The sequence below is a fragment of the Candidatus Methylacidiphilales bacterium genome, from assembly GCA_030054035.1.
In the GTDB taxonomy this organism is placed as follows: Bacteria; Pseudomonadota; Gammaproteobacteria; order JASGCS01; family JASGCS01; genus JASGCS01.
This window is the reverse complement of sequence record JASGCS010000004.1, coordinates 120,172-146,504: the sequence shown is the minus strand read 5'-3', so window position 1 is coordinate 146,504 and position 26,333 is coordinate 120,172. Positions and strand designations below refer to the sequence as shown.

The following is a 26,333-nucleotide window of genomic DNA, read 5'->3' as shown; positions in this document are numbered from 1 at the left end:
TATGATTGTCTACATGAATTTTTCACAATCAATCTTAGAAATAATCACTGAAGAAGTTGCATTAGCCTTACAAACAATTACTGACACCACGATTGACTCCACCATGCCTCAAATACCACAAAATACTACTGAAGTTGGTAGGGAGAGTATTCCGCTTTTCAGAATTAATCATGCAGGAGAAATTATGGCACAAGGCTTATATCGAGGTGCCAGAATGTTTTTATTGCGTGAAAAACTTCGTAGCCAATTTGCCCAAGCAGGAGAAGAAGAATTCTTACACTTACAACTTTGTGTAAAGCATCTGGAATCACTGCAAGGCACCACCAGTAAGCTCACTCCCCTTTCCTATGGCGTGGCATTCGCCCTTGGCGCATTCTCAAGTATTTGTGGAGAATCATATGCATTAGGTTTTGTTGCTGAAACTGAACGCCAAGTTGCAAATCATTTACGGGAGCATGTAACCATACTAGATCCACGCGATCAAGAAGGTAAAAAAATTCTATCCGTTATGCTTGCTGATGAAGAATCTCATGCAAGCTGGGCAAAAAATGAAGGGGGTACTACACTTCCCAGTTTAGTTATTTTCGCTATGAAGGCGAGTTCTAACATTTGGAAAAAAATTGTGCGAGTACTATAATCTCCATTGTGGCGAAAGCGGAGGGTGGTACAACACTTGTACAATGTTCTGTTCGGGATCATAAAAATAGAAACTTCTAGATCCATCGCGATGATTTTTAATTTCTTTGTAGATTGGCACATGGTTTGCCACCAAGTGTGAGTACCATAGATCTACCTGCTCAATTTCACTAACAACAATACCAATATGATCTAAAGAATCATTTTTTTTGTTTCCTAATGGTAGGTCAGCTTTATGTATTGCCAAGGAATCATGCCCACTGGTTAAATAATAATTATCTTCGTCAGGTTGCCATTCAACTGTGTACCCTAAAATCTGGCAATAAAATTGAACCATGGATGTAATATCGGTAACGCGCAATGCGACATGATGTATTCCTGCGTGCTTTGGTAGCATTATTGGTTTAAAAAAACTTTTGTGGAAACTTGGATAGCTGGAAGTAGCATGTGATACACCGAGCAATACTTATCTTTACTAAGTTTTAATGACATATCTACCTTTTGTTGGGTGACAAGAGGTCCTTGAATATGAAACTCTAAAGTAATTTGATTAAAAATCTTTGGGTCTTGGTCGCTTCTGGTCGCCTGAATGGACACTGAGAGTGAGTCAGGGTCTTGATGGGACTTTTTTAGGACCAACAATAGATCAATAGTCATGCAACCAGCCAAAGCGAATAAAAGCAATTCGGTAGGTCTAGCACCAAACCCAGTTCCTCCAAATTCCTGCGCAGAGTCCAAGAGCACTTGGTGGCCACTTTGCCCCTCAGCTAAGAGTCTCATGCCCCCTTTCCAAACAATGTTAGCAGCCACTTCCATACTATATAATATCTTACTATTTCTTAAACAATAACAGGAAAGATACACCATGATTAAAACTCACTCACTAGGGTTTCCACGAATAGGCAAAAAAAGAGAGCTAAAAATTGCCTTAGAAAGTTTTTGGAATGGAAAAGATTCAACTGAACAGTTATTAACTATAGCTAAAGAACTGCGAGAAAGGCACTGGCAACTCCAAACAGAGCGTAGAATCGACTTAATTCCCGCGCTTGATTTTAGTCTTTATGACGCAGTGCTAGATCATAGTCTGCTTTTTAATCTAATTCCAGAACGAATTCAAAAATTAGGGCAGATTGATCCTTTAACTAGCTGTTTTCTTATGGCAAGAGGCAAATCGCCAACCAGCAAATTACAAACTGAAGCAGGTGAAATGACAAAATGGTTCGATACTAACTACCATTACATTACCCCTGAAGTTGGTCGCTTCACAAAACTGGCGCTTAAATCTGAGCCAATAATTCAGCAAATCAAAGAGGCTCATTATCTAAGATTTGAGATAAAGCCCGTATTAATTGGGCCGGTCACATTGCTATGGTTAGCAAAATCCACTGATCCTAATTTCGATAAACTCTCACTGCTCAAAGATTTATTACTGCTATATAGAGAACTCCTGATTGAATTCTACCAACATGGCATTACGTGGGTTCAGTTTGACGAACCAGTTGCTGTACTGGAGCTTGACAAGAAGTGGAGAGAAGCATTCTTACAATACCAATCTTTGCTAAGCGCTGGTCCAAATATCATGCTTGCCACTTATTTTGGCTCTATTGGTGAAAACCTAAAAACCATTGCAGAAACTCAGGTACATGCAGTGCATATTGACTTAGTTCGTGGTAAATACAACCCCAAGACTGTCCACAAAATTCTGCCCAAACATACTGAAATATCTTTAGGGCTAGTTGATGGTAGAAATATTTGGAAAAATAATTTTAAGAACAGCTTTGAAATCGCAAAACCTTGGCTCAAAACAGGAAGAAAACTTTGGGTGGCACCAAGCTGCTCGCTATTGCATTGTCCAATTGATTTAGATAATGAGCGAAGTATCAAAAAACCCGTAGTTAGCTGGTTAAGTTTTGCAAAACAAAAACTCACGGAAGTAGATTTACTTAGAGTTGGGTTACAGGAAGGCATAGGCGTGATTTCGAAAATGTATAAAGAAAACCAAAAAATTATGCAGACTCGAAACAAATCATCGCTTGTCACTTCATCTGTTGTGAGAAAAGAAATGAAAAAGATCACGACACAATGGTCATCAAGGTCGGTTAAAGCAAAAAAACGCTTTATCTTGCAACAGGAAAAACTACAGCTACCATTATTCCCAACCACAACTATTGGTTCTTTTCCACAAACTCCTGAGATTAGAAAAATGAGAGCTGATAGCAAGCAAGGGCGTGTAACTAAAGAACAATACAACGATTTTATAAAAAAACAAATTGCGCATGCCGTTTCAACACAAGAAGCAATTGGGTTAGATGTACTTGTTCATGGTGAAGCAGAGCGAAATGATATGACTGAATTTTTTGGAGAATTACTTAAGGGCTTTGTGATTACCAGCAATGGTTGGGTACAATCTTATGGTTCCCGATGTGTTAAACCGCCCATAATTTACGGTGATATCTCGCGGTCTAAACCAATGACTGTAGATTTAACTTCATTTGCCGCTGGTTTAACAAAAAAACCTATGAAGGGGATGCTTACTGGTCCAGTAACTATGCTCTGCTGGTCATTCACTAGAGATGATTTACCCAAAAAGGATATCTGTTTGCAGCTAGCACTTGCCTTAAGAAAAGAAGTTAACGATCTCGAAAAAGCTGGAATATCAATTATACAAATTGACGAGCCTGCCTTGCGTGAAGGGCTACCACTCCATAAAAAAGAACGGAAAGCTTATCTCGACTGGGCAGTAAAATCATTTAAAATCGCTACCTGTGGGGTGGGACCAGAAACTCAAATACATACTCATATGTGCTACTCAGAGTTTAATGACATTATGGAATCAATAATTAAACTTGATGCGGATGTCATTACGATTGAGACTTCACGTTCAAAAATGGAGTTGTTGGAAGTATTTAAACATCTTAACTATCCAAACCAAATTGGACCTGGTGTTTATGACATACACTCTCCAAATACACCTACTCGCGATTCAATAAAACTACTATTAAAGAGCGCATTAACTCATCTTTCACAAGAATTACTATGGATAAATCCTGATTGTGGGTTAAAAACCAGGACGTGGGATGAAGTAACCCCAGCATTGTCTGAGATGGTAAAGGCATCTCACGAGCTACGAAGCGAGTATAAGAGAAAAGTTTAATAAATGGTATAATATTCCAGATGAATATTATCGTTAACACACTGTTTTACACTCTGTGTGTAGCACTGACTACTGTTCACGCTATCGATTTTGATGATGCTCTCACAGAGGCTGATGAAGGAAATGCAGAATCTCAAATCTATGTCGCTAACGCGTACCTGTCAGGCAAAGGAGTTGATAAAAACGAATCGTTAGGTTTTTTATATATGTTAAAAGCCGCAGTTCAAAATAATCCAATCGCAACTACCAATGTAGGGATAATGTACGCAAACGGCATTGGTACGAATAAAAACGATCGTGAGGCATTGAATTGGTTTACTAAAGGTGCAGAACTTAATAACTCTGTCTCCCAGAACAACCTAGGTCAATTTTTTGAAACCGGAAGAGGTACTGAGCGTAGCGTTAAAAACGCAATTAAATTATACCAAGATGCTGCGGTTAACAACCTCCCAAGTGCGTTATTCAACTTGGCTCGATTTTATTTATATGGAATTGGGGTGCCAAGCGATCCACTAAAGTCACTCAATCTCTTTGAGCAGGCTGCAAATTTAGGTGAAGAAAGAGCGTATTATTATATTGGTTACCAGTACCTTAACGGTTTAGGAACTAATATTAGATCTACTAAAGCTTTTCAATATTTATCACTCGCTGCAAATAACAAACAAACTAAAGCATACTTTCCTCTATCCTTATGTTATCAGGATGGGATTGGTGTTGAGCAAAGCCAAGATAATGCACTTAGGTACTTACTACTTGCGACTGCTCACGGCGATCTTGATGCTAACAAACAACTTTCGGAACTTTCAGTAAAAAAACTCATCCCAGAAAATTTTACATTCCAGACCTCAGAATTACAAGAACCTGTGCTTACTTATTTACAGGGAATATACTCTGAAAATGGGATATTTAACGCTAAGAATCTTGAAGTTGCTTTTGGGCACTTCACCACTGCTGCAAACGCAGGGTATGTCCCAGCTTTTTATAAACTTGCCAATTATCTAGAGAATGAATATGGTACTAGTAAAAACCTAGCATCAGCATTGATGTGGTATGAAAAATCCGCAAAAGCTGGAAATATCGCAGCACAAACAAAACTTGGGGTTATGTACGCGCAAGGAATTGGAACTCAAATTGATGCCATGCAGGCTTACGGATGGTTATTAGTAGCGTCAACTAATGGCGATAAAAATTCAGAGAAAGTGTTAGAGCAATTGGAGAAAAAATTAACTCCCGCCCAAAAAAGCGAAGGTCGAAATCTAGCTACCGCTTTTGCTCATCCTTCACCATAACTACCTATCTCAACAATTGTTCTCCCAGCAGTAGTCCCCTGTAACATATCTTCACAAACAGTTTTTACCTTATCTAATGAAACAATTGAACTCCATGAGAGTTGAATATCATGTCTTATTTCCTGTATCGCATGCCAAGCTAGTATCCGTTCTGCTTTTGAAATCATCACCGAATCTATCCCTATGATCCTCACCCCTCGCAAAAGTAAAGGATAAAGCGAAATGGTGCTTTGGGCACTTTGCACTAGACCAGTACACGCTACCGTACCTGCATATTTCATCCGACTTGCTAAAACCGAAATGATCTCCCCACCCAAGGTATCTATCGCACCCTGAAAAGATGCTTTATCTAAAAAAGACTTCTTTGCTGGAATAAAATCACTAATATTGATAACTTCACTTGCACCAAGTGCATGTAAGGCATCTGAGTATTTTTCTGTTCTTCTGGTTATCGCAATTACATGGTATTTCCTAGCAGCTAATAATCTCACCGCCCAGTTTCCTACTCCGCCTGTCGCGCCGGTGACAACTATTGGGGAATTATCTTTTGGCGATACACCATTACGCTCTAATGCTTGTATCGCTAACATAGCGGTTAGTCCAGCAGTTCCAATATTCATTGATTGAGTTAGTGAGATACCTTGAGGTAACGGTAACACATGTTGGCTGCAAGCTTTGGCATAGGTTGAGTAACCGCCCCAATAGATTTCGCCATATCTAAACCCAGTAAGTATCACTTCCATACCAATAGGTAATTCACTATCATCACTTTCTAAAATGTCACCAGCTAAATCTACACCAGCAACATGAGGAAATTGTTTAACTAAATTTCCTTGATTATTACATAGTACCATGGCGTCTTTATAATTCACTGAAGAGTATTTTGGCGCTAGTACGATATTAGCATTTGTCGGATACGCAGAAACTGGGATTGATGCAAGATCAAATCTCTCAACTTGAGAGGTAATTCCATGTTGCGTTGTACGAGAAATTAAAGCTGTACATGATTTATTATTTACCATACCGTATCATTATTCTAAAGCAAAAGGTGTAGTAGCAAACAAGGCAAGCTTACCTGCGGGATTGGATTCACGCAATAACGATTCCCCAATCAACATTCCATGCACCCCCTGCTTAGAAACAAACTCTGCATCACCTCGCTCGCGAATACCACTTTCACTAATAACTACACAATCATGGTGTATCTGTTTTTTAATCAACATAGTTTGCCCTAGGTCAGTCTTCATAGTTTTTAAATTTCTATTATTAATACCAATAAATTTCATCGCACGAGTAATATAGTTAGTATCCTCTAAAGAATGTACTTCCACTAAAGCTTCCAGACCAATCGATTCTGCTAATTCATGGTACTCAATTAATTCAGCAGTAGATAAAATTTCCGCGATTAATAATATACTGCTTACTCCGATCAGCCTGCTTTCATATACCTGCCATTGGCTTACTATAAAATCTTTTCTCAAGATTGGTAAACTAGAGAATTGTTTCGCCTGATAAATATCATGTATAGACCCACCAAAATAGGTTTGGTTGGTTAGAATTGATAGGGCATGTGCTCCAGCATCCTGATAAACTTGAACTTGATTTTTTAACTGTGGGATTGGATTAAAAACTCCAGCACTAGGAGAAGCACGCTTAAATTCAGCAATCACTCCTAAGTGCCCCATACGATTAGCGTCCTTAATCGCCTGTGAAATCATATTTCTCTGCGGATCGCAATCCAATGCTCGCGCTTTCATTTCAGCTAATGAAACCTGATTAATTTTAGATTCTAAGTGTTTTTTCGTATCATCTACTATTGTATGGAGCTGGTTCATAGACAATGCTCAGAATGGTTTCTATGTTTTTGAAAACTTGCATACGCTTGCCTGGAATCTAATAACACTGTTGCCTCGGTAATTGCCTCAGCAAGTGTTTGGGTTTTTTCAGCACAGAAAATCGCTAGTGCTGCGTTAAGTATACATATAGCTCTAGCAGGGCCTGTAATTTCTCCAGATAAGATTGCTAGTCCAAGTGAGAAACTTTCATCTTTATTTGTAACTACCAGCTCTTTACTAACATGGTCAGGATAACTTAAGCCAAATTCTTTAGGGTTCACGATAAAGGTTCCATGTAGGTTGTCATAAACAAGTGTAGGTGCAAACACTGAACACTCATCGCATCCGTCAAGACCGCGTAAAACCATGACGCGCTTTCTTTTCTTAGATAAAGTTTGAAACATGGGCTCCTGTGCTTGTTCATCGGCCACTCCCACAATCTGATAGGTCAAAATTGCCGGGTGTACTAATGGTCCAAGAAAATTAAAAATGGTTTTCACTTGCATTTTTTTTCTGATCTGAGCAATCGCGTGTAGGCAAGGATGCACGTGAGGGGCAAAAACAAAAGCAAAGCCAGTCTCCGAAAGGAGCTTTTGTAATGAATGATAGCTATGCTCGAGTTTTACCCCAGCTATTTCTAAAAAATCTGCAGAGCCACTGACACCAGACGCAGATCGATTCCCATGTTTTAAAACTTTGATTCCGGCAGCGACTGTGATAAACGAACTAACCGTTGAAATATTAAAGTAACCCTTGCCATCTCCACCAGTTCCACATGTGTCAATACAAGCGTCGGGGCATGGTAATAGAGAAGTTTTAGCGAGAACTACTTCGCTGAGAGCGGTAAGTAAATATTGATCGATAGGAGTCATTGATAACGCTGTAATAGCGCTTGCTTTTTGCAAATCGGAATATTTTTCGCTGAGCAAACCTTCCATAATTTCATGATACTGGGTTTCTGAAAGCGATAATTTATAAATTAATTTATCCAAGTGAGGGAATGAGGTCATTGTGGTATAATCTAAAAGTACTGTGTCATTATCTCATACTTTACCATTTCGTACTCCAGCTCTAGCTCCTTCAATTTTATCATGTGATCTAAGCGCGATAGCCTCAGAAGTAAGCCAAGTGCTTGAGGCAGGCAGTGATATAATCCATTTTGATGTTATGGACAACCAATTTGTTCCTAATCTCACTTTTGGCCCAGTGGTTTTACAAAAATTAAGAGAAGCTGGGGTAACTGCCCCAATTGATGTGCATCTAATGGTTGCAGATGTAGACAGGCTGCTGTCTGATTTTATTGACGCCGGCGCTACCATGATAAGTTTTCATCCCCATTGCTCTATCAATCCAGTTAATCAACTTTCAATAATCAAAACTTCAGGTTGTCTTGCTGGGCTTGCAATAAACCCCGATCAGCCAATATCTGTCTTTGAGCAATACCTACCGTACTGCGATTTTATCCTTCTCATGTCTGTGTTTCCAGGTCGCAGCGGTCAGAAATTTATTTCTTCGGTTTTGGAAAAATCTAAAGCGTTGCGCGCAATAATTAAACGTAGCCAAAAAAACATCCTTATAGAAATGGACGGAGGAATCACACAAAACACCATTGCCCAAGCTCACCAAGCGGGAGTTGACATATTTGTTATGGGAAATGGTATTTTTACTCAAAAAAATCTACAGGATAAAAATCCGTACAGTGCTGTAACCAATACCTTGCGTGAGTTACTTAGTAATTAAAAACAATGAAACTAGCTGAATTTCTTTCTTACCGCACTAAACAAATGACCCACATTGTTTACCATGAGCAAATACTTATGGATCAGTACACCCCACTTGAGCTATATGGATTACTTCACCCTTCTCCATTCACCTTTTTATTAGAGTCTGCTGATATTGCAAGCGCAGGTGGAAGATATTCTATTATAGGTTTTAAAGCAAATGAGAGAATTAGTTTTGAGGGTGGTTGTGTAACCCATACCGTAGGATTAAAAAAAAATACTTACGATACCAATAATCCTATTTTGTGGATACAGAACTTTTGGCAGGAAAAAAAAGCGCGATTGGCGATACCACATTCTTTACAAGAACAAAGATTTTGTGGTGGATTGGTAGGTTACTTTGGGTATGATGTGGTTTTTAGCTTTGAAAAACATCTTAAGAAAATAAAGAAGAAAGATCCGACTGCAATACCAGAATTGCAGTTTATTGTATGCAATCATTTTATAGTTTTTGATACTTGGAGACATACTAGTACCATTTGCATTATTGTCCCAATCACTTCTATTGGTTTTGCTCAAGCAAGGAAAGAGATTGACACCTTATTAAAAATTATAAATCAAAAAAAAACCAAGCAGGCTATTCGAATAAACCCATCAATATTTTCTAAAGCTATTTCGAGCAAAGATTATTTTCCAAGTAGTCAGTTCAAGCGACAAGTTAAATCTTTAATTACCGAAATAACAAATGGGGTTGCGATGCAAATCGTATTGTCTCGCTTGATTAATGTAAAAACTAAGGCCAGCTCATTTTTACTCTATAGAATGTTACGGTTACAAAACCCCTCTCCTTACTTATATATCATCCGATTTTCTGAATTTGATTTGATTGGTTCATCTCCCGAGTTGCTCGTTAGTTTAGATCAAGACAAACAAGCAACAATCAAACCTGTTGCCGGAACTCGCGCAAGAGGCGCAACACCTCAAGAAGATGAATCACAAGGACAAGAACTAATCTCTGATGCCAAAGAGCGAGCTGAGCACACCATGCTTATAGACTTGGGCAGAAACGATTTAGGGAAAGTATGTCTTTTGGGTAGCTTACGACTAGACGATGTAATGAGTGTTGAACGATTCGCATCGGTTATGCATATGACTTCCACAATAACCGGGAAATTAAAACCTTCCATTGGTCCTCTTGATCTTTTTAAGGCAATTTTCCCAGCAGGCACGTTATCTGGTGCGCCAAAAATTAAGGCCATGCAAATTATAGAAGACATTGAACCTACTCGTCGAGGTGCCTATGGTGGTGCAACCGGATACTTAAGCTACAACGGGGTTCTAGATATGGCAATCACGATTAGAAGCATAGTAAAAAAAGGTAACCAACTTTTTCTTCAAACTGGTGCTGGTATCGTGTATGATTCAGTACCACAAAACGAATTTTTGGAGTGTGAAAAAAAAGCCAACGCAACGCTACGAGCAATTTATGGGGCGCAACAAATAAAAACAAAATGAACATACTATGATTTTAATGATTGATAATTATGACTCCTTCACTTATATTTTGGTGCAATATTTTGAAGAACTTGGAGAGGAAGTTTTGGTTTGGAAACATGATGAACATCCCGCCTCTCACATTGACACCATCAATCCAACCAGGATAATTATATCGCCAGGTCCAGGTGGACCACTTGATGCTGGAATTAGCCTAGAGGCAATCAAACTATACCATACCACCATTCCAATACTTGGAGTTTGCCTTGGACATCAATGTCTTGGCTATTTTTTTGGCTCTACTATTTGCCATGCCCCAACCATTATGCATGGAAAAACATCCACGATTGCCCATGACAGCTCATCTCTTTTTCTTGACACCCCCTCTTCGTTCATCGTAACCCGATACCATTCACTAGTAATTGCACAAAACACAATTCCAGAATGCATCAAGCAAACTGCTTGGACTTTTGATGGTGACAATAAAGTTTGCATGGCAATTGCACATAAGGAGTACCCTCTCTTTGGTGTGCAATTTCATCCAGAATCATTTTTAAGTGAACATGGAAAACAAATTTTAAATAATTTCTTAACCGTAACATCTAAATAAGGTATAATAATTAAATGTTAAAAACTATTTTTACTCTTTTATTTTGTTTCGCTTTTACCAATGCAGTTGCGGATATAACTAAAGGGAAAGCTATCTATACCACTAGAGGTTGTGGGTCATGCCATGGTCCTACAGGAAAATCACTCAACCCTGCTGTGTATCCTGCACTTGCTGGCAAACCTAAAAAACAACTTTTAGAAAAATTTAAAGACTATCGTTCTGGGAAAATTGTTAACCCATTTATGAATTCTATGTCTAAATCAGTTTTAGACAATGAGATAGCTGACCTATTTAGTTATATTGAAACACTAAAATAAATCCTCATAGGCATTGCCTTTTAGATTTTTTTAGCTTCAATAATCGGAATAGAGATAATCATTCCACTATTAATCGCACTAGGTAAATTGGGGTTGTATTGTTTTAATAACCAGAGTGGCAAATCATTATGCCGGTTAGCAATGCCTAATATTGTTTCGTTTCGTTTAACAGTATATTGAATGACCGAACGAACTAAGTACTTATCAAAATAGCTTTGCTGGATAACTCTATGAAACTCAATTCTTTTTTGCTCAAATTCTTCAAGAGAAACTTGGTTAAAGCGTAAATTAATTTTCTTTCCTACTCTAAGCACAGATTTCTTAGTAAGATTGTTTATTTTTCTTAATTCCTGAATATCCTCAACCAACCATTCCGCATAATGACCTAATGTCTCTCCAACTGCAATAAAAACCGTACCATTTTTTACACGATAATCATTAAAATCACCAATAAGACTCCCACTATTATTCTGCAATAACTCAGCTAACTCCTCATCTTGGGGGTAGAGTATCGGAACAACTATCGATCTCAATCTTGAAATTCTGGCATATGGAATTTGCGTGCGTTGGGCATACTGATCTATAAGTGCAAGTTTACTTCCTACTGTATCTTGAGGCTCTACTTTATTTTTCACCGAAGGTATAACTACCGATGGCTCTTTAGTGGGTGTTTTGATAGCCTTACTTGCGGTTAAAGCAAGTTTAATATTAGCATTAGTTGGTAATGCGATTCTTTGACCAATTCTAATTCTCGAACGATACTCTAGATTGTTCGCTAACAACACCTCTTCCACTGAAACATGGTAAAGCGTTGCAATGCCAATAATAGTATCACCGGACTCTACTACATGCTCGCTACTAATTACCTGTGCAGAATATTTTTTATCTGCTGGAATACTATCAAGTTTCGCTAAATAAGTAGAAACAGGATAATGGTCAGGAACAAATAGTGTCGTTGAAGGTGGTATTCGTTTTGAGCCAGAAATCAATGTTTTACTTAATGCGGGATTAAGTATTGCAAATGCTTGAGTACTAATTCCCCATGCTCGTATCACATCGGACGCGGAGATATAATATGAAACACTAAGTTTATTTCTTTTTACAGGTTGTTCTAATTCAACTTGAGGAAAATACTTTGTGTGATTGCGGTATAAATATGCCACTGCTAATAACTCAGCATAGAAATTTTTTGACGCAAAACCAAAGCGTTTTCCCTGATAGCTACCTATTATTTCATCCAAATCTTCACTACCAGTAGCTTTAACTGCTCGTACTATTCCTTGTAGACCATGATTGTATGCGGTTATGGCCAATGGCCAAGATTTAAGAATTGAATAATTATATGAGAGTAAATTTGCCGCCGCCTCACTGGCAAGAATTGGATCTAGGCGTTCATCGATATACCGATTTACGACAAGGTACCGAGTAGCGGTACTCCTCATAAATTGCCAAAGTCCCAACGCATGTACATGTGATTTGGCAACAGGGTTATACCCCGATTCCAGAAAAGGCAATGCAATTAGTTCTTGGGGTAAATTTTTCTGAATAAATATTTTTTCAATTTCATTAATCCATGCGCCAGATCTTCGCAAGCCAGTGCGAAAACGATCGGCTTGTCCTAATTGAAATCTTATGGCATTAGTGGCTTGCTCTAATGATTGAGAATCACTTCCTACCATTTCAAGTATTTTTTTATCTAATTCGTCTTTAGGTTTTCCATTCTGAGCAAGACGTTCAATTTTCTCAGATAATTCTTTTATCTTTGCCGTGATATATTTTTTTTTCTCACGGGAACTTCCTGGTGGCAACGAAAGAGTTGAATAAACAATTGAATGGTTATTTTTATCATGCAGAAATCCTTGCTGTGTGGTGATTTCTGAAAATACTCTAGTCCAAAAATTTACCGCAGGTTGTATTGAATTTGTAACTGGTAGCGATTGAACCGCATAGAGGTTGCCCATGAACAATACATTTGAGACTACTACAAGAGCTATGGTGACACAACGACGCACTAGGACACAATATAAACAGAGTTGGTTTTTAATTTTTTAAATTCATCGGCTTTTTTCTTAAATTCAGCTTGAACGTCTTGGCTAAGTTTCATTGAGCAAAACTTAGGTCCGCACATTGAACAAAAATGAGCTGTTGCATGTGCCTTTTTTGGCAATGTTTGATCATGAAATTCTTTGGCACGCAATGGGTCAAGCGAAAGATTGTATTGATCTTCCCATCTAAACTCAAAACGAGCTTTTGAAAGTGCGTTATCTCTTAATTGAGCAAAAGGAAAGCCTTTTGCTAGATCAGAAGCATGGGCTGCGATTTTATAAGCGATAATTCCATCTCGAACATCCTGTTTATTTGGTAATCCTAAGTGCTCTTTTGGTGTTACGTAACAAAGCATAGCAGTACCATACCAACCAATATTAGCAGCACCTATCGCAGAAGTTATATGATCGTAGGCTGGTGCTATGTCAGTCACTAGTGGACCTAGTGTATAAAAAGGTGCTCCATGACATTGGAGAACTTGTTTTGTTACATTCTCTTCTATTTTTTGCAATGGTACATGACCGGGTCCTTCAACCATAACCTGACAATCATTCTCCCAAGCAATTTTTGTGAGCTCGCCAAGTGTACGCAATTCAGCAAATTGCGCTTCGTCATTAGCGTCAGCAATTGAACCGGGGCGTAATCCATCTCCCAAACTAAAAGTAACATCATAGGCACGCATTATTTCACATATTTCATTAAAGTGGGTATAAATAAAATTTTCTTCGTGATGTGATAAACACCATTGTGCCATTATTGAGCCTCCTCGCGAAACTATTCCAGTCATTCTTTCTACAGTCAATGGGATATACCTAAGTAGTACGCCAGCATGCAGTGTGAAATAGTCAACGCCTTGCTCAGCTTGTTCAATAAGGACTTCTTTAAATATATCCCAAGAAAGATCTTTAGGATGACCGCCCACTTTCTCTAACGCTTGATAGATAGGCACCGTACCAACTGGCACAGGTGAGTTACGCAGAATCCATTCTCTGGTTAAGTGAATATCTTTTCCTGTAGATAAATCCATTAGTGTATCGGCGCCCCAATAAATCGACCAGAGCATTTTTTCTACTTCTTCATTGATCGTTGAACCAAGTGCTGAATTACCAATATTACAATTTATCTTTACCTTAAAGTTGGTGCCAATAATCATCGGTTCAATTTCAGGGTGTTTATAATTAGCAGGAATAATTGCTCGGCCTATGGCAATTTCATCTCTTACCATTTCAGGAGTTATCTGTTTCAATTTGGAATGATACTGAAAGCCTGGGTGACTCCTAAGCAAAGCTTGGTATTCTTTTTTTTCCTTAAGAGACTCTAGCTTCATGGTTTCTCTAATAGAAACATACTCCATCTCTTCTGTAATTATCCCTTTTTTTGCATAGGCAATCTGCGTAATGGGATGATTAGGGTATTGTGAACGCCTCCTATCAATCCAAGGCTTTCTAAGCGGTGGGAGGCCTCGCTCAAGCGAAACGGAGTAATTTAAATCTGTATAAGGCCCTGAGGTATCGTAGAGTGGAATTTCAGGATTATTTTCTGTTTGTGAAACAGTACGAGTGCCAACGGTAATGGGAAAGAGCGAACCTTCCAAATAACTTTTTTTTGACTGAGGGTATTTTTGGATAGCAATTGTAGATGTATGTAGTGTATCGTTTTGAGATTTCATTATTGTATTTTACACTGTGAAATGCTGGTAATTAAATTACTATATAATATTATCATGGGCATTAGCGGTAATTTAGAAGCTAGGCAAATTATGGTGCAACAACAGATTCGAGCTGTAAGCGTACTTGATAAGAAAATCCTTGCTGCAATTGGAGATATTCCTCGAGAACTTTTTTTCGATAACCAGTTATCGTCAGTAGTTTATGCGGATGCATTTTTACCGCTACCGCTCAACGAAAAAAGCCTCCCCCCTTCATTAGTAGGTAGAATGCTTCAAGCATTAGGTTGTCAATTAAATGATTCTGTTTTAGTGATTGGTTTTGGTAGTGGTTACCTCACAGCATGTTTATCTAAACTTTGCGCGAAGGTAGTGGCAATTGATTTACACCATATAATGAAGGAACGCGCAAGTTTGGCATTAGAAAAATTAGCTATTACCAATGTAACATTACTACACGCAGATGCAAGTGATATCTATGAAACAATTCCCAACACTATTTTTGATGGCGCGGTGATTTGTGGTGCCATAAATAAAAAATCGATAAAACACTTCTTGCCCTTAATCAGGCTAGGTGGAACTATTGTGCTCATTGAAGGCGATCCCGAACAACCAATTCAGTCGTTGAAAAAATTAACTGTGACCGAAGCAGGAATTAATGTGATTGAAACTTTTTTATGTAATACCAGAGTTGATTTTTTAAAAATGAGAAAGGCAAATTAATGACTAAACAAAACACATACACTATTTCAGTTACTGAATTACAAAAATTACTACAAACTAACAAACAGATAGTGCTACTTGATGTGAGGCATGCTTGGGAGCGCGAAGAGTGTTGTATTCCCAATGATACTCATATACCGCTGGCTGAATTAGAATCTAAATCAGCGTCAATGCTCAAAGATATTCCAATTATCGTCTATTGCCACCATGGCATGAGAAGTAAACAAGCAGTCGCAGTACTCCTTGATCTCGGTTTCCAGCAAGTTTCTAGTTTAGATGGTGGAATTCATGAATGGTCTAATAAAATTGATCCGTCGATTGGGCAGTATTAAAACAGGTCTTACAATATGAAACAAACATTATCAGTCTTTTTAATGAGCTCACTACTACTATGCAACATCCACGCAGAAAATTTTATTGAAATCATAGATTCCGCAACCTTAAACGATCCAAGCTTTAAAATTAGCAACCTTCAAACAAATTTAGAAAGTGCAAAAATAGACACTTCGTGGAGTTTTAGCCATCCATCAATTAACATCACTGGAACCAGAAAACAATCCACCAATCTTTCAAATTCTATTGGTGGATTTTCACAAAACACTAAAGAATCAAATATTCAAAATAGTTATGAACTTACCATCAAACAACCAATCTATAACCAAGCTATCGTTGCATTCAGCGAAGAATCAGAGTACCTTCGAAAAACTATTGAACATAAAAAAACTACGCAGTATCAAGAATTTCTATTAAGGATTTCCAAACTATACTTTGATACCGCTTACTCTCAAGATGTCTACGAATCTGCTCTTTCTCAAAAACAATCATTACAAACCCAACTCGCACTTGCTGAGAAACAATTTGAAGTAGGTGCTGTTTCTAACACCGTATTACAGCAAATCAAAGCAGCATACGATAACGCCGAAGTTGGCTTACTTACTGCAGGGCAACAATTACAACAACAGTATGACTCGTTAGAGAGTGTTACAGGGAAAAAATTCGCCAAGCTAAAATCCATCTCACCCAGCATTCCGTTAGAAATCCCTCCGCCAATATCTCAACAAGAGTGGATTGATTTGGCGCTTGCCCAAAATCCCAATCTCTTGAGTGCTATAAATTACCAAGTTTCTACCGCATATGCTGTGCGTAGAACTGAGGCCGAATATGTCCCAGCGTTAGATTTGAGTGTTCGTTATGGAGTAAACACTACAAAATTCAATGAATACACCTCACCATTTGCAAGTTTTGTTAATCCAAATAAAAAAAATACTAACTATTCTGTAGATTTAACACTCACCATACCGCTCTACAATGCCCCACTGTTAGGTCAAATACAAGAATCAGTTCTCCAAAGAGAGATTGCTTCAGAGCAAGCGCGATCAACCACCATACAGATTGAACTTCAAACTAAAAACATTTACCAAGGCCTCATAAGCACTATCAGACAAGTAAAGGCACTGGAACAATCCTACAAATCATTTAAAGTTGCCGAAGAGGCGATACGAGCTGGTTTTTCAGTCGGTATTCAGTCTACGAGCGACTTAGTCCAAGCTATTGCAAACAGCGAAAATGCTAAAAGAGATCTGGCGCTTGTTCGATATACATATATTTATAATCTTTTATCATTGCACGCAATTGCGGGTAAGCTCAATTATCAAACCTTGCGCAACTATTCAATTTATTTTAACTAGGGCTGAGGCTGAGGCCTACCAATACTGTAGTATTTAAATAATTCTTGATTAACAAGTTCTGGTTTATACATATTTCTACCGTCAAGTAATGTCCGACTAGGAATCATGGTTCGGAGCAGATCCCACTTGGGTACTAAAAACTCTTTCCACTCAGTAGCAATGACCAATGCATCAAAAGGACCTGATGGATAGGCGTGGTTAGAAAAATGTATTGAATTGATAGGGACATCTAATTCAATAAGTTTTTCTCTAGCAGTTTCAGTTGCCACAGGATCATACACGGTAACAGTTGCCCCATGTTGAATTACCCCTTGAATAAAATAAACCGCTGAAGCTTCTCGAACATCATCAGTTTCTGGCTTGAAGGCAAGCCCCCATATTAAAAAATGCCGGTTCTGCAACGACTCTCCAAATATTTTCTTTATTTTCTTTAGAAGTATTTGCTGTTGTTTTGTGTTTACAGCTTTTACTGCTTTAAGAATACTTAAGGAGATATGTAGCTGTTCGGCATATTGAATCAAAGAATCTATATCCTTAGGAAAACATGAGCCACCATAACCACAACCAGCATACAGAGCATGCGGACCTATTCTTGAATCAGAACCGAGACCTTTTCTAATAGAGTCAATATTTGCTCCACATTGCTCAGCAAGACTGGCTAGTTCGTTCATAAAACTTATTTTGGTAGCTAAAAATGCATTTGATGCGTATTTAGTACATTCTGCCGATACCACATCCATATAGAGTACCCGAGGAGTTCTATGATTAAAATGCTCATATACTTCCGATAATCGTTTTGCAGACTGCTCATCATCCGTTCCAATTATAATCCTGTCAGGACTCATAAAATCACTCACCGCATTACCTTCTTTTAAAAACTCAGGGTTTGAGACTATTGTAAAATTAATGCTTCGCTTCTGCTCTGCAAGTAACTTCAAAAGGTGCTTCTTCATAGCATGCGCAGTGCCTACTGGCACCGTAGATTTATGCACGATAATAGTTTCAGAATGTATGTGTGGTGCGATTGAATTATACACGGACAGCACCTCACTGAGATCGGTAGATCCATCAATTGATTTTTTTGGCGTGCCTACTGCAATGAAAATAATATCACACTGCGTGATACATGAAGGATCTGTAGTGGCTTGCAAACTTTGTTTTTTAATATTTTTTAATAGCAATTCATCTAATCGTGGCTCATAAAAAGGTACCGTGCCCTTAGTAATTGAAGCGATCTTTTTACTGTCAATATCTATCAAAAAGACACTATGACCTACTTCGCTAAAACACACTGCGGAGACCAATCCAACATATCCACTACCAAATATTGCCAATTTCATAACTAGAATATAATACAACACATATGAACAATATAATTGATATAATTTCATGCATGGTAAGAAAGTGGATTACCAACATTTTTATATTTATCTTTCCCATCGTTTTTATTAGCCGATACCAAATCCTTCTCATAAATATCTCATTGGCTTTTCCTGAGATTACCATTAAACAGAAAAAGAGACTCATCCGGCAGACTTTGCGTTCCAATATATTTAGCACCCTATCTATTTTTACAATATGGAGCGCTTCAGAAAATCATTTTAAGAATAATTTTACCATTACTGGATTAGATCACTTACACAGTACGGTTGCAATGAATAAACCAATACTCATTCTCATCCCACATATGGCGCACATAGAGCATATTGGAGCAGGGTTATCACACTTCGTACCCTACCCTCTTTATGTCACCTATAAACCTGCGCATAGCAAGTTGATGAATTCAATTATCGTGTATTTTAGAAAAAAATACTATAAAGAAATAATTGCAGTTCAAAATATGCACAGATGCGTTTCACTACTTCGCAAAAATAAAATTTTAATTTTTAACCCTGATCATGGTATTCGAGAAAGAAAATCTGCCAATAATTACCCTTTTATGAACATTCCAATTGCTCAATGGGATACCCACTTACGATTACAAAAGCTTACTGGGGCTGTCATGCTACCTGTACTAGGTGTCAGGTTAGGTTTAAGCGATCGTATACATATTATGGTTCAGCCTCCAATTACCATAGACTTTTCGTCTGCAACCATTGATGATCAGATCCATCAATCAATTCAGTATGTTGAAAAAAATATCGCCTACGCCCCAAATCAATATTTATGGATCCATCGCAGATTTAAAAACAGCGCACGCTACTACAATCCATGAATATATCTTTTCTAATAATCTTTGCAAGTCTAGTAAGAACATTACCAGACTTTTTTTTATTACCCATACTTAGAATTATTAGAACTTTATTGATTAGCCTACATACCATTAGACCAATCAAATTTATTTCGCAGATTCAAAAGAATATATCTATATTTTTCTCAAATAAGTCATCAATACAACAAAGAGAATTACTTTGTAATAATGTACTACATTCGCTGTACACCATACCAGAATGTATGGATGCTTGGAAAAAAAGAAAGGAAACCGCAAACAACGCTTCGCTGACCGGAACTGAGTTGCTTAAGAAAAGTGTGGAAAGAGGTAAAGGTACAATCGTAGTTGCGTTTCATACCGCAAATTTAGAGATTGGTTTTTATATACTGAACTCACTGTATCCAAGCTACTGCACATATCAAATTAACAACAACCGAACTATCGCAGACGCTCAATATTCCTATAGAAAAGGATATGCACTAGGTGCAATTCAGTCTCACCAACTTAAAACGATAATTTCACTATTAAAACAAAATCAAATCTGCTGGATAGCACCAGATCAAGGTAAACACACCAAACATGGAATAGTTTCCGCTTCTTTTTTTAATATTTCGATACCTACTTTAACCATCGTCTCGCGATTAGCTACTTTTACCAAATCCACGGTACTAATTATGCTATGCGGTAGAAACAATCAATGTATGCGAAAACACGAAGTTTCTTTTCATTGGTATGGGACTGGAGATACTATCTCACATAATCTACTTGACGAAGCAAATAGATTAAATACATTTTTAGAGATGCAAGTTAATGCTTACCCCGATCAGTATCTTTGGTCATATCGGATTGTAAAATAGTTTATGTTTTCTCATACCTATTTACAAGCGAGGAATAAATTTTTATCACTTGCCAAAAAACATAACGCAGAAATCACAACCTATCCTCATCCTTTGCGTGGCGCAGAAAACGAAACGCTTGCAACTGATGTTGCAATATTGGGAAAAGGACCTTGTGCAATCATGACGGTAAGTGCCACGCACGGAGTGGAAGGATTTTATGGCAGCGCGGTGCAATCTATGCTCATGCAAGATCCACATTTCAAAAATCAAACAATAAGATTCATTCATGTTCATGCCATCAATCCTTGGGGTTTTTCGCATATACGAAGGTACAATGAAAATAACATAGATATTAATAGAAATTTTTGGGATACACCTCCACTGACATTTAATAAGCCTTATGCAAAAGTACACCCATGGATGTGTCTCAAAAATCTTACCCGAGCAGAGTTAGATCGTGCAGCTAAAGTAAAAAATAAATTAGAAAAACGCTACTCCATTGACCAGCTCAAAGTAGCTTTATTTGGAGGTCAAACTACCCATCCCGAAGGATTGCAATTTGCTGGATATGGGCATAGTTGGTCGAGATTATGTTTTGAAAATATACTTACTAGCACATTAGAAGGTGTAACATCTTTACTGTATTGTGATTTACATACTGGACTTGGCCCATCTGGATACCCTGATATATTGTCTACCTATGAGCCGGGAAGTAAAAAACAAAAACTCATGATTAAACTTTTTGGCCCAATTGCTAATTTAGATGATAAAAATCTTGCTACTGGACAACGAGTCACCAATGAAACTAATAGCGCGGTTGATTCATACTGTGCCTTAAAACGATCAATGTCATGCATTACCCTAGCATTAGAATGTGGTACGGTTTCAGTTGAAGAGATGTTAGAAGCTTTACGCATTGAACATGCGGCTTGGTTTGGGTCTTGCTCAAAAAAACAATTTCTCCATGCTAAAAATAAACTAAAAAACGCTTTTTACCCTAATACTTCAATTTGGAAAAAGCAAGCTTTGACATTGAGCAAAGAACGATTTGAATTATTTTGTAAGATTGTTAAAACTCTTTAACGCTTTATTTTTGGATACAGGGCAATAAAACTAATCACAATTATTAACAAAAGTATCAACAGAGAACTTGAAATACCAGTACTGATACTTGAGATTAAATTCATTCGCGGATAGAGCTCCAAGAGATCTTCAGTGTTTCTAAATAAATAGAGACTTCCTGTTAGTGATGGGAGGCATAGAATCACAAAATAAAATATTTGCTCATAGAGGTACTGTTTTTTTTGATACGCAATTGACACCCCATGATCATAGCAATTTTGTACGACTTGTAATCTTATAAATTGAGTTTGGAATACTTGCGAAAGCAATGATAGCAATACCAACACATAGACCGCACCAGTTAACAACCAGATCATATGTTTGATAAATTCTAAACGAAAAACAGCTTGGGCAATGATTGATCGCAAATCAAATACCGTTACGAATGGGTATTGTTTTAGCAGTGAAATAGTGTTTTGAAAAGTAGATTGAGGTAAATACCAAGATGCGATATAGCTATGTGGAAAATCAACAACTAAAGATGGGTTAACAGAAATAAAAAAATTTGGCTCAAATGATTCCCATCTCACTTCTCTTAATTCACTCACCACTCCAGAAATCTCTATACCATATAAAGAAAACGTAAACTCATCTCCCAATGTTATTGCTTGTCTTTTAGCATAGTTTTTCTCAAGCGAAATACTGGCAACCGTGGCATCGGTAGTTATATTTATCTCACGATTATCATCTTCTTCTTGATTATTTATGTTCGTTCTATTTGCCCGATATAAAGGTTTAGCGATTAGCGATTTAATTCCCAACCTCTCACTGTTTTCGGTTAATGATTGAATCACTGGCTGCGAAAGACCTAGCGCAAACATATTTGGAATACTGCTCTGTGATAATTGATTGGACTTATTGGTAACTGCTTTTGAAAGTAATTGCGTGTAAGAAACAAGAACAAGTACGATAGAAATTCCTAGAAAAGTTACAAACGGTTGTAGTGAGTGTTTATTCATGGTAATCGCAATATATCCCCAAGCGGGTAACCTAGTAATTTTGCGAATTAAAAATAAACTAAACGAAAATACTGCGAATATTGCAAGAATTGATAGCCCACCTATTCCAACCATTTTTATTATTGATGAAGATGTGAAGACAGTCTTTGAAAAAATAAAAACACTGTAACTTGGAAAACCAAGTAAAATCACCGCACCAAGAAATATAATACGATCTATCGCGTTTGTGAAATGTACTCTAATCAATACACTAATTAACATTTGAACGCTAAGCACTACCCCAATAATCAACAACGCTTGTGCCACCGACGGCAGATAGTAAGGAATGATCAGATAAAGAATAGCAATACAAGGGACAACACAAATAAAAATTGCACACCATTGCAATAGCAACAAGGTTACGACATACTTCCAGTACTTACGAGCTGAGACACCATGGTGAAATAGTAGTGTGCGCAAATTATTTTCATGTTGAATAAGAGACTGACTGGATTGAACAAATAATAGTATTGACAAAATGGCAAAAAATATGGCGTAAATTGCTACGACCTGATATACCGCTTTAGTTGCGCGCAAAGGAAGCGTGTCGGGTTTAGTGGAATCCAGCACCCTAAAACCACCTTTTTGCAGGGCTTCACTGAGATAGGATCGAAACGACTGCATGGAAAGTACACTTCCACTGTATAACGTAGCGTAACTAGCTCGGTTTTGCGCACGTAACATATTTAATTCAGTTGCGTCATCTAATCTCATAACCACTTGAGGCACAATAGACAAGGTGTTAACCGCACTATCACTTCGCTCGAGAATAATTCCAGCAACCGTGAAACTGGCATTAGCGATCGTTACACTGCTTCCTAACGATACATTACTATCACGCCCAACAAAAATTTCATGTCGATTAAGTTGTAATTTCTGAGATGCCGTTACTCTACGCTTACCATGTTGGTCAAGTATTAAAAACCAGCCAGCCAGCAAAGCGCAATCATCAATTGCTTGGATCTCTGCCACACTAGAGGTTGTACCTAAAAATATATTACCAGGAAGCGTTACCTGATCGCAGGCAAAAAGACCAAGGGAAGTAGCCTTATTTTTAATTTGAATGGTTTGGGTATTCGGGTAGCTGGTTGTAATTTTGATCTCACTCTGGAGTAGCTCCTGTGCCAGGGTAGTGTTAAGAAGATATACCTTATATAGATACAACGCAGAAGCTGAGATAATAAAAGCACTTAGACAGAGTAGTGCAAAAGATATCAGGTAGTTTTTATCACGAAAAGGAACGACTGGAAAAGCATTATTCATGTATTAATGAATTGAAATAATTTTTTTCACTATCTCACTAGTAGATTTACCTTTTTGCAAAGGAACTATAGAAACTTGGCCGCCCCAACGACGAACTTGTGATGCACCAACCACATTTGCTTCGGTGTAATCCGATCCCTTAAACAATATATCTGGTTTAATTGCATTTATTATCTTCAGTGGGGTTCGATCAGAAAATGGAATAACAAAATCAACAACTGAAAGCGAAGCAATGACTGGGATTCTATCTTGCAATGTCAAAATCGGTCTTGTGGGGCCTTTATTCATGCGAATAGAACCATCGTCATTAATACCAACAAATAACACATCTGAATGTTTTTTAGCATATTGCAATGAGAAGACATGCCCACTATGTAATAAATCAAAACAACCATTGGTAAATCCAATTTTTTTACCTAGCTGCTTAAAGCATTTTGCAAGCATTCGGGCCTGTTCAAGGGTAATGGTTTTGTTTGATTGACCGGTAAAAAACAAAGGAAGTGCCTCTGCCATGCTGAGAGAAACTACCCCCCGCTTACCTACCACCATACCTGCAGCCGAGTTTGCTATAGCGATGGAGTCAGAAAGTGGATAGCCTATGGTAAGGCAGAGTGCAAAAAACGCAATAAAAGTATCCCCTGCGCCAGAAACATCAAACACTTCTTTTGCGTTTGCTGGGATAGAAAAATTGTTATTTTTTGTACATACGGTAACACCTTTTTCACTTCGCGTAATTACTACGCCTTGTATTGATAATTGAAGCACTGTTTTTTTTGCTTTTGTAAGCAAGCCTTGTTCGTTGCTACTTGGACCATAAACAGTTTCAAATTCTTTAAGATTAGGAGTTAAATAACTAGCTCCATAGTATTTCTTAAATGAATTGCCTTTAGGATCAGCAAAAATGGGGATGCTTTTTTTTCTGGCCAAGGCAATAACAGCCTTAAGATTATCACAAACGCCTTTTCCGTAATCAGAAATAATAACAGCGTCAACTTTTGCAATAGTAGATTGTATCGCAGAAACCAACTGGTGTTCTTGAACTGAAATTTTCTCCTCTCTATCTACACGAAGTAATTGTTGAGTTGTGGTAAATCGTTCTTTAACAGTTGTTGGTCCATGGTGAAAGATTGGAATGAATTGTATTGAACTTTGCGCGCACAATGAAATTATATTTTTACCCGGTTGATCGCGTCCAACACTTCCAATCAGAGTAACGGAGGCACCAAGTGAAGCCAAATTTTTTGCAACATTTCCCGCTCCACCAAGATATTTTTTAACCTGATGAAGTTCTAATACCGGAACAGGTGCTTCAGGAGAAATTCGCTGCACATGCCCCACATGAGTCACATCTAACATAACATCCCCAATGACTAAAATCTTTGTCTGGGAAATTTTATCAACAGATGGGTTTATTACTTTAGAGGAAGCCATGGTGCAATCGCATGACACATTTTATCAATACTTCCCCGTTGTTGCATTACTATATTGAAAGCATGGTGGTTAATATTTTCCAAGTTACTTTCCGAAGCACTGTAGGATAGCACAGCAAATGTCAATTGACTAGGAGAATTCACGATATGACATCCTCGGGCTTTCGCAAGTAAGTCGTACTCTTCTTGAAAATTCCATATCTGATTTCCCGTTATGACAGGGCAACGCTCAATCACTGCTTCAATTGGATTATGTCCACCCCCACCATGAGGAGGCATACTTCCACCTATAAACGCAAATCTTGAGATTCGATACCACATCCCTAACTCTCCCAAAGTATCGCAAAGGTATACTGCATGTGAGCTATCTAAATTTTCACCACGACTTCGAACACAGACTGAAAGTCCCAATCGTTCAAGGCATTGTTTTATTGCTTCACTTCTATGAGGGTGTCGTGGGGCAAGAAGTAACAAGGCATTCGGGTATTTTTTTAAAAGCTCTACGTGGGTTTGTGCGAGAATTAACTCCTCACCATCATGGGTGCTGGCACCGAGCCAAGGCATTCTTGTTTGTTGTATCTTCGCAATTTCTTTGGAAATTTGAACTTTTGAGGCTTCATAGGTGTCATACTTAAGATTTCCTGTAATTTTTAATTTAGACTCATGCATACCGAGCATGGAAAAATACAAATAATCCTGTTCACCTCTACAGCATATTAATGTAATTTGATTAGCGATCATGCTAAAAAGGCTTGAGAATTTTTTCCATCGTTTAAAGCTTGTAGCACTCATTCTTGCGTTGATTAAAATAACAGGAATGTCTAAATTTCGTAAATTAGAAAAATGATTTATCCAGAGCTCAGATTCGACACTAAGATATAATTTAGGATTTGCTCTCTTAAAAGTTTGATACGAAATGCAATACTCATCAATTGGTAAATAACTGACAGAAGTATTAAGGGTATTGCTAGAAAACTGATCATGGAGCGCTCGTGCCGTGGGGGTTGTGCAGGACAAATGTATGGCATAGGCGGGAAAATATTTTTGGATGGATTCATGTACCCCATGGGCAATTTTTGATTCTCCCACAGAAACGCTATGTATCCAAATCAACTTTTTATTTTCTGAAAACGAAATGCCAGAACCGAATCGTTCTAGCATTTTATGTGAGTAGGGGTATGTTCTTCCAAATGAGCGATAGAGCCAACTAAAGACTAGCATCGGGATACTCAACAATTGAACACCCTCATACAGCGTTAAAATAAAATATTTTTTTAACGCGCATGTCAT

General features: G+C 37.8%; 24 protein-coding genes. 13 read left to right on the top strand and 11 right to left on the bottom strand.

Annotated features, from left to right (window positions below):
- Positions 1 to 13 precede the first annotated feature (13 nt).
- Entirely contained in the window at positions 14 to 637 is a 624-nt protein-coding gene (locus QM538_04575) for a demethoxyubiquinone hydroxylase family protein (GenBank protein ID MDI9347761.1), read from the top strand.
- Here the strand turns inward: QM538_04575 and QM538_04570 are convergent.
- Positions 632 to 1,033, bottom strand: a complete 402-nt coding sequence (locus tag QM538_04570) for a VOC family protein (GenBank protein MDI9347760.1) — start codon at positions 1,031 to 1,033, stop codon at positions 632 to 634. The two genes, QM538_04575 and QM538_04570, sit on opposite strands and share 6 nt — an antisense overlap.
- On the bottom strand, positions 1,033 to 1,452 hold the full coding sequence (locus tag QM538_04565) for an OsmC family protein (protein ID MDI9347759.1): 420 nt from the start codon (positions 1,450 to 1,452) through the stop codon (positions 1,033 to 1,035). The genes QM538_04570 and QM538_04565 overlap by 1 nt, the downstream gene beginning before the upstream one ends.
- A gap of 49 nt (positions 1,453 to 1,501) precedes the next feature.
- Here QM538_04565 and metE point away from each other — a divergent pair, with 49 nt between their 5' ends.
- Together metE and QM538_04555 are read left to right on the top strand one after the other, a co-directional pair.
- Positions 1,502 to 3,790, top strand: a complete 2,289-nt coding sequence (gene metE / locus QM538_04560) for a 5-methyltetrahydropteroyltriglutamate--homocysteine S-methyltransferase (protein MDI9347758.1) — start codon at positions 1,502 to 1,504, stop codon at positions 3,788 to 3,790.
- A gap of 20 nt (positions 3,791 to 3,810) precedes the next feature.
- Positions 3,811 to 5,079, top strand: a complete 1,269-nt coding sequence (locus tag QM538_04555; GenBank protein MDI9347757.1) for a tetratricopeptide repeat protein — start codon at positions 3,811 to 3,813, stop codon at positions 5,077 to 5,079.
- On the opposite strand, the gene QM538_04550 is transcribed toward QM538_04555, so the two are convergent.
- Genes QM538_04550 through trpD form a run of 3 tightly spaced genes read right to left on the bottom strand, consistent with a single transcriptional unit; the run spans position 5,064 to position 7,924 of the window.
- Positions 5,064 to 6,101 carry an acryloyl-CoA reductase gene (locus tag QM538_04550; protein ID MDI9347756.1) on the bottom strand — a complete coding sequence of 346 codons (1,038 nt, stop codon included), beginning with the start codon at positions 6,099 to 6,101 and terminating at the stop codon, positions 5,064 to 5,066. The genes QM538_04555 and QM538_04550 overlap by 16 nt on opposite strands.
- Before the next feature lie 9 nt (positions 6,102 to 6,110).
- On the bottom strand, positions 6,111 to 6,914 hold the full coding sequence (locus QM538_04545) for an indole-3-glycerol phosphate synthase TrpC (GenBank protein ID MDI9347755.1): 804 nt from the start codon (positions 6,912 to 6,914) through the stop codon (positions 6,111 to 6,113).
- Positions 6,911 to 7,924 carry an anthranilate phosphoribosyltransferase gene (trpD, locus tag QM538_04540; GenBank protein ID MDI9347754.1) on the bottom strand — a complete coding sequence of 338 codons (1,014 nt, stop codon included), beginning with the start codon at positions 7,922 to 7,924 and terminating at the stop codon, positions 6,911 to 6,913. Before trpD ends, QM538_04545 begins: the two co-directional genes overlap by 4 nt.
- A 22-nt stretch (positions 7,925 to 7,946) precedes the next feature.
- On the opposite strand from trpD, the gene rpe reads away from it, so the two are divergent.
- The 4 genes from rpe to QM538_04520 are packed head-to-tail and all read left to right on the top strand — an operon-like array spanning position 7,947 to position 11,056.
- On the top strand, positions 7,947 to 8,654 hold the full coding sequence (rpe, locus tag QM538_04535; protein ID MDI9347753.1) for a ribulose-phosphate 3-epimerase: 708 nt from the start codon (positions 7,947 to 7,949) through the stop codon (positions 8,652 to 8,654).
- A 5-nt stretch (positions 8,655 to 8,659) separates the two neighbouring features.
- Positions 8,660 to 10,150, top strand: coding sequence for an anthranilate synthase component I family protein (locus QM538_04530; protein MDI9347752.1), 1,491 nt, complete (start codon positions 8,660 to 8,662; stop codon positions 10,148 to 10,150).
- Between the two features lie 7 nt (positions 10,151 to 10,157).
- A complete protein-coding gene (locus QM538_04525; GenBank protein ID MDI9347751.1) occupies positions 10,158 to 10,739 on the top strand; it encodes an aminodeoxychorismate/anthranilate synthase component II in 582 nt (193 codons plus the stop codon).
- Between the two features lie 14 nt (positions 10,740 to 10,753).
- On the top strand, positions 10,754 to 11,056 hold the full coding sequence (locus tag QM538_04520; protein MDI9347750.1) for a c-type cytochrome: 303 nt from the start codon (positions 10,754 to 10,756) through the stop codon (positions 11,054 to 11,056).
- A gap of 20 nt (positions 11,057 to 11,076) precedes the next feature.
- Here QM538_04520 and QM538_04515 read toward each other — a convergent pair whose 3' ends face one another.
- Together QM538_04515 and thiC are read right to left on the bottom strand one after the other, a co-directional pair.
- Positions 11,077 to 13,068 (bottom strand): transglycosylase SLT domain-containing protein, encoded by a 1,992-nt coding sequence (locus tag QM538_04515; protein MDI9347749.1) that lies wholly within the window; start codon positions 13,066 to 13,068, stop codon positions 11,077 to 11,079.
- A complete protein-coding gene (thiC, locus tag QM538_04510) occupies positions 13,068 to 14,771 on the bottom strand; it encodes a phosphomethylpyrimidine synthase ThiC (GenBank protein ID MDI9347748.1) in 1,704 nt (567 codons plus the stop codon). The genes QM538_04515 and thiC overlap by 1 nt, the downstream gene beginning before the upstream one ends.
- Before the next feature lie 54 nt (positions 14,772 to 14,825).
- On the opposite strand from thiC, the gene QM538_04505 reads away from it, so the two are divergent.
- From QM538_04505 to QM538_04495, 3 genes are read left to right on the top strand one after another with little or no spacing between them, the layout of a single operon-like run.
- Positions 14,826 to 15,491 carry a methyltransferase domain-containing protein gene (locus QM538_04505; protein ID MDI9347747.1) on the top strand — a complete coding sequence of 222 codons (666 nt, stop codon included), beginning with the start codon at positions 14,826 to 14,828 and terminating at the stop codon, positions 15,489 to 15,491.
- Positions 15,491 to 15,823, top strand: coding sequence for a rhodanese-like domain-containing protein (locus QM538_04500; GenBank protein ID MDI9347746.1), 333 nt, complete (start codon positions 15,491 to 15,493; stop codon positions 15,821 to 15,823). The genes QM538_04505 and QM538_04500 overlap by 1 nt, the downstream gene beginning before the upstream one ends.
- A gap of 15 nt (positions 15,824 to 15,838) precedes the next feature.
- A complete protein-coding gene (locus QM538_04495) occupies positions 15,839 to 17,179 on the top strand; it encodes a TolC family protein (GenBank protein MDI9347745.1) in 1,341 nt (446 codons plus the stop codon).
- Here QM538_04495 and QM538_04490 read toward each other — a convergent pair.
- Positions 17,176 to 18,519 carry a UDP-glucose/GDP-mannose dehydrogenase family protein gene (locus QM538_04490; GenBank protein MDI9347744.1) on the bottom strand — a complete coding sequence of 448 codons (1,344 nt, stop codon included), beginning with the start codon at positions 18,517 to 18,519 and terminating at the stop codon, positions 17,176 to 17,178. The genes QM538_04495 and QM538_04490 overlap by 4 nt on opposite strands.
- A 23-nt stretch (positions 18,520 to 18,542) precedes the next feature.
- On the opposite strand from QM538_04490, the gene QM538_04485 reads away from it, so the two are divergent.
- The 3 genes from QM538_04485 to QM538_04475 are packed head-to-tail and all read left to right on the top strand — an operon-like array spanning position 18,543 to position 21,313.
- Positions 18,543 to 19,394 (top strand): hypothetical protein, encoded by an 852-nt coding sequence (locus QM538_04485; protein ID MDI9347743.1) that lies wholly within the window; start codon positions 18,543 to 18,545, stop codon positions 19,392 to 19,394.
- Positions 19,391 to 20,248 carry a lysophospholipid acyltransferase family protein gene (locus QM538_04480; protein ID MDI9347742.1) on the top strand — a complete coding sequence of 286 codons (858 nt, stop codon included), beginning with the start codon at positions 19,391 to 19,393 and terminating at the stop codon, positions 20,246 to 20,248. Before QM538_04485 ends, QM538_04480 begins: the two co-directional genes overlap by 4 nt.
- Before the next feature lie 3 nt (positions 20,249 to 20,251).
- Positions 20,252 to 21,313 carry a DUF2817 domain-containing protein gene (locus QM538_04475; protein MDI9347741.1) on the top strand — a complete coding sequence of 354 codons (1,062 nt, stop codon included), beginning with the start codon at positions 20,252 to 20,254 and terminating at the stop codon, positions 21,311 to 21,313.
- On the opposite strand, the gene QM538_04470 is transcribed toward QM538_04475, so the two are convergent.
- The 3 genes from QM538_04470 to QM538_04460 are packed head-to-tail and all read right to left on the bottom strand — an operon-like array spanning position 21,310 to position 26,333.
- On the bottom strand, positions 21,310 to 23,613 hold the full coding sequence (locus QM538_04470; GenBank protein ID MDI9347740.1) for a hypothetical protein: 2,304 nt from the start codon (positions 23,611 to 23,613) through the stop codon (positions 21,310 to 21,312). The genes QM538_04475 and QM538_04470 overlap by 4 nt on opposite strands.
- A 3-nt stretch (positions 23,614 to 23,616) precedes the next feature.
- Entirely contained in the window at positions 23,617 to 25,062 is a 1,446-nt protein-coding gene (locus QM538_04465) for a bifunctional heptose 7-phosphate kinase/heptose 1-phosphate adenyltransferase (GenBank protein MDI9347739.1), read from the bottom strand.
- The gene (locus QM538_04460; protein MDI9347738.1) at positions 25,026 to 26,333 is read right to left on the bottom strand and encodes a glycosyltransferase N-terminal domain-containing protein; all 1,308 of its coding nucleotides are present in this window, start codon (positions 26,331 to 26,333) and stop codon (positions 25,026 to 25,028) included. Before QM538_04460 ends, QM538_04465 begins: the two co-directional genes overlap by 37 nt.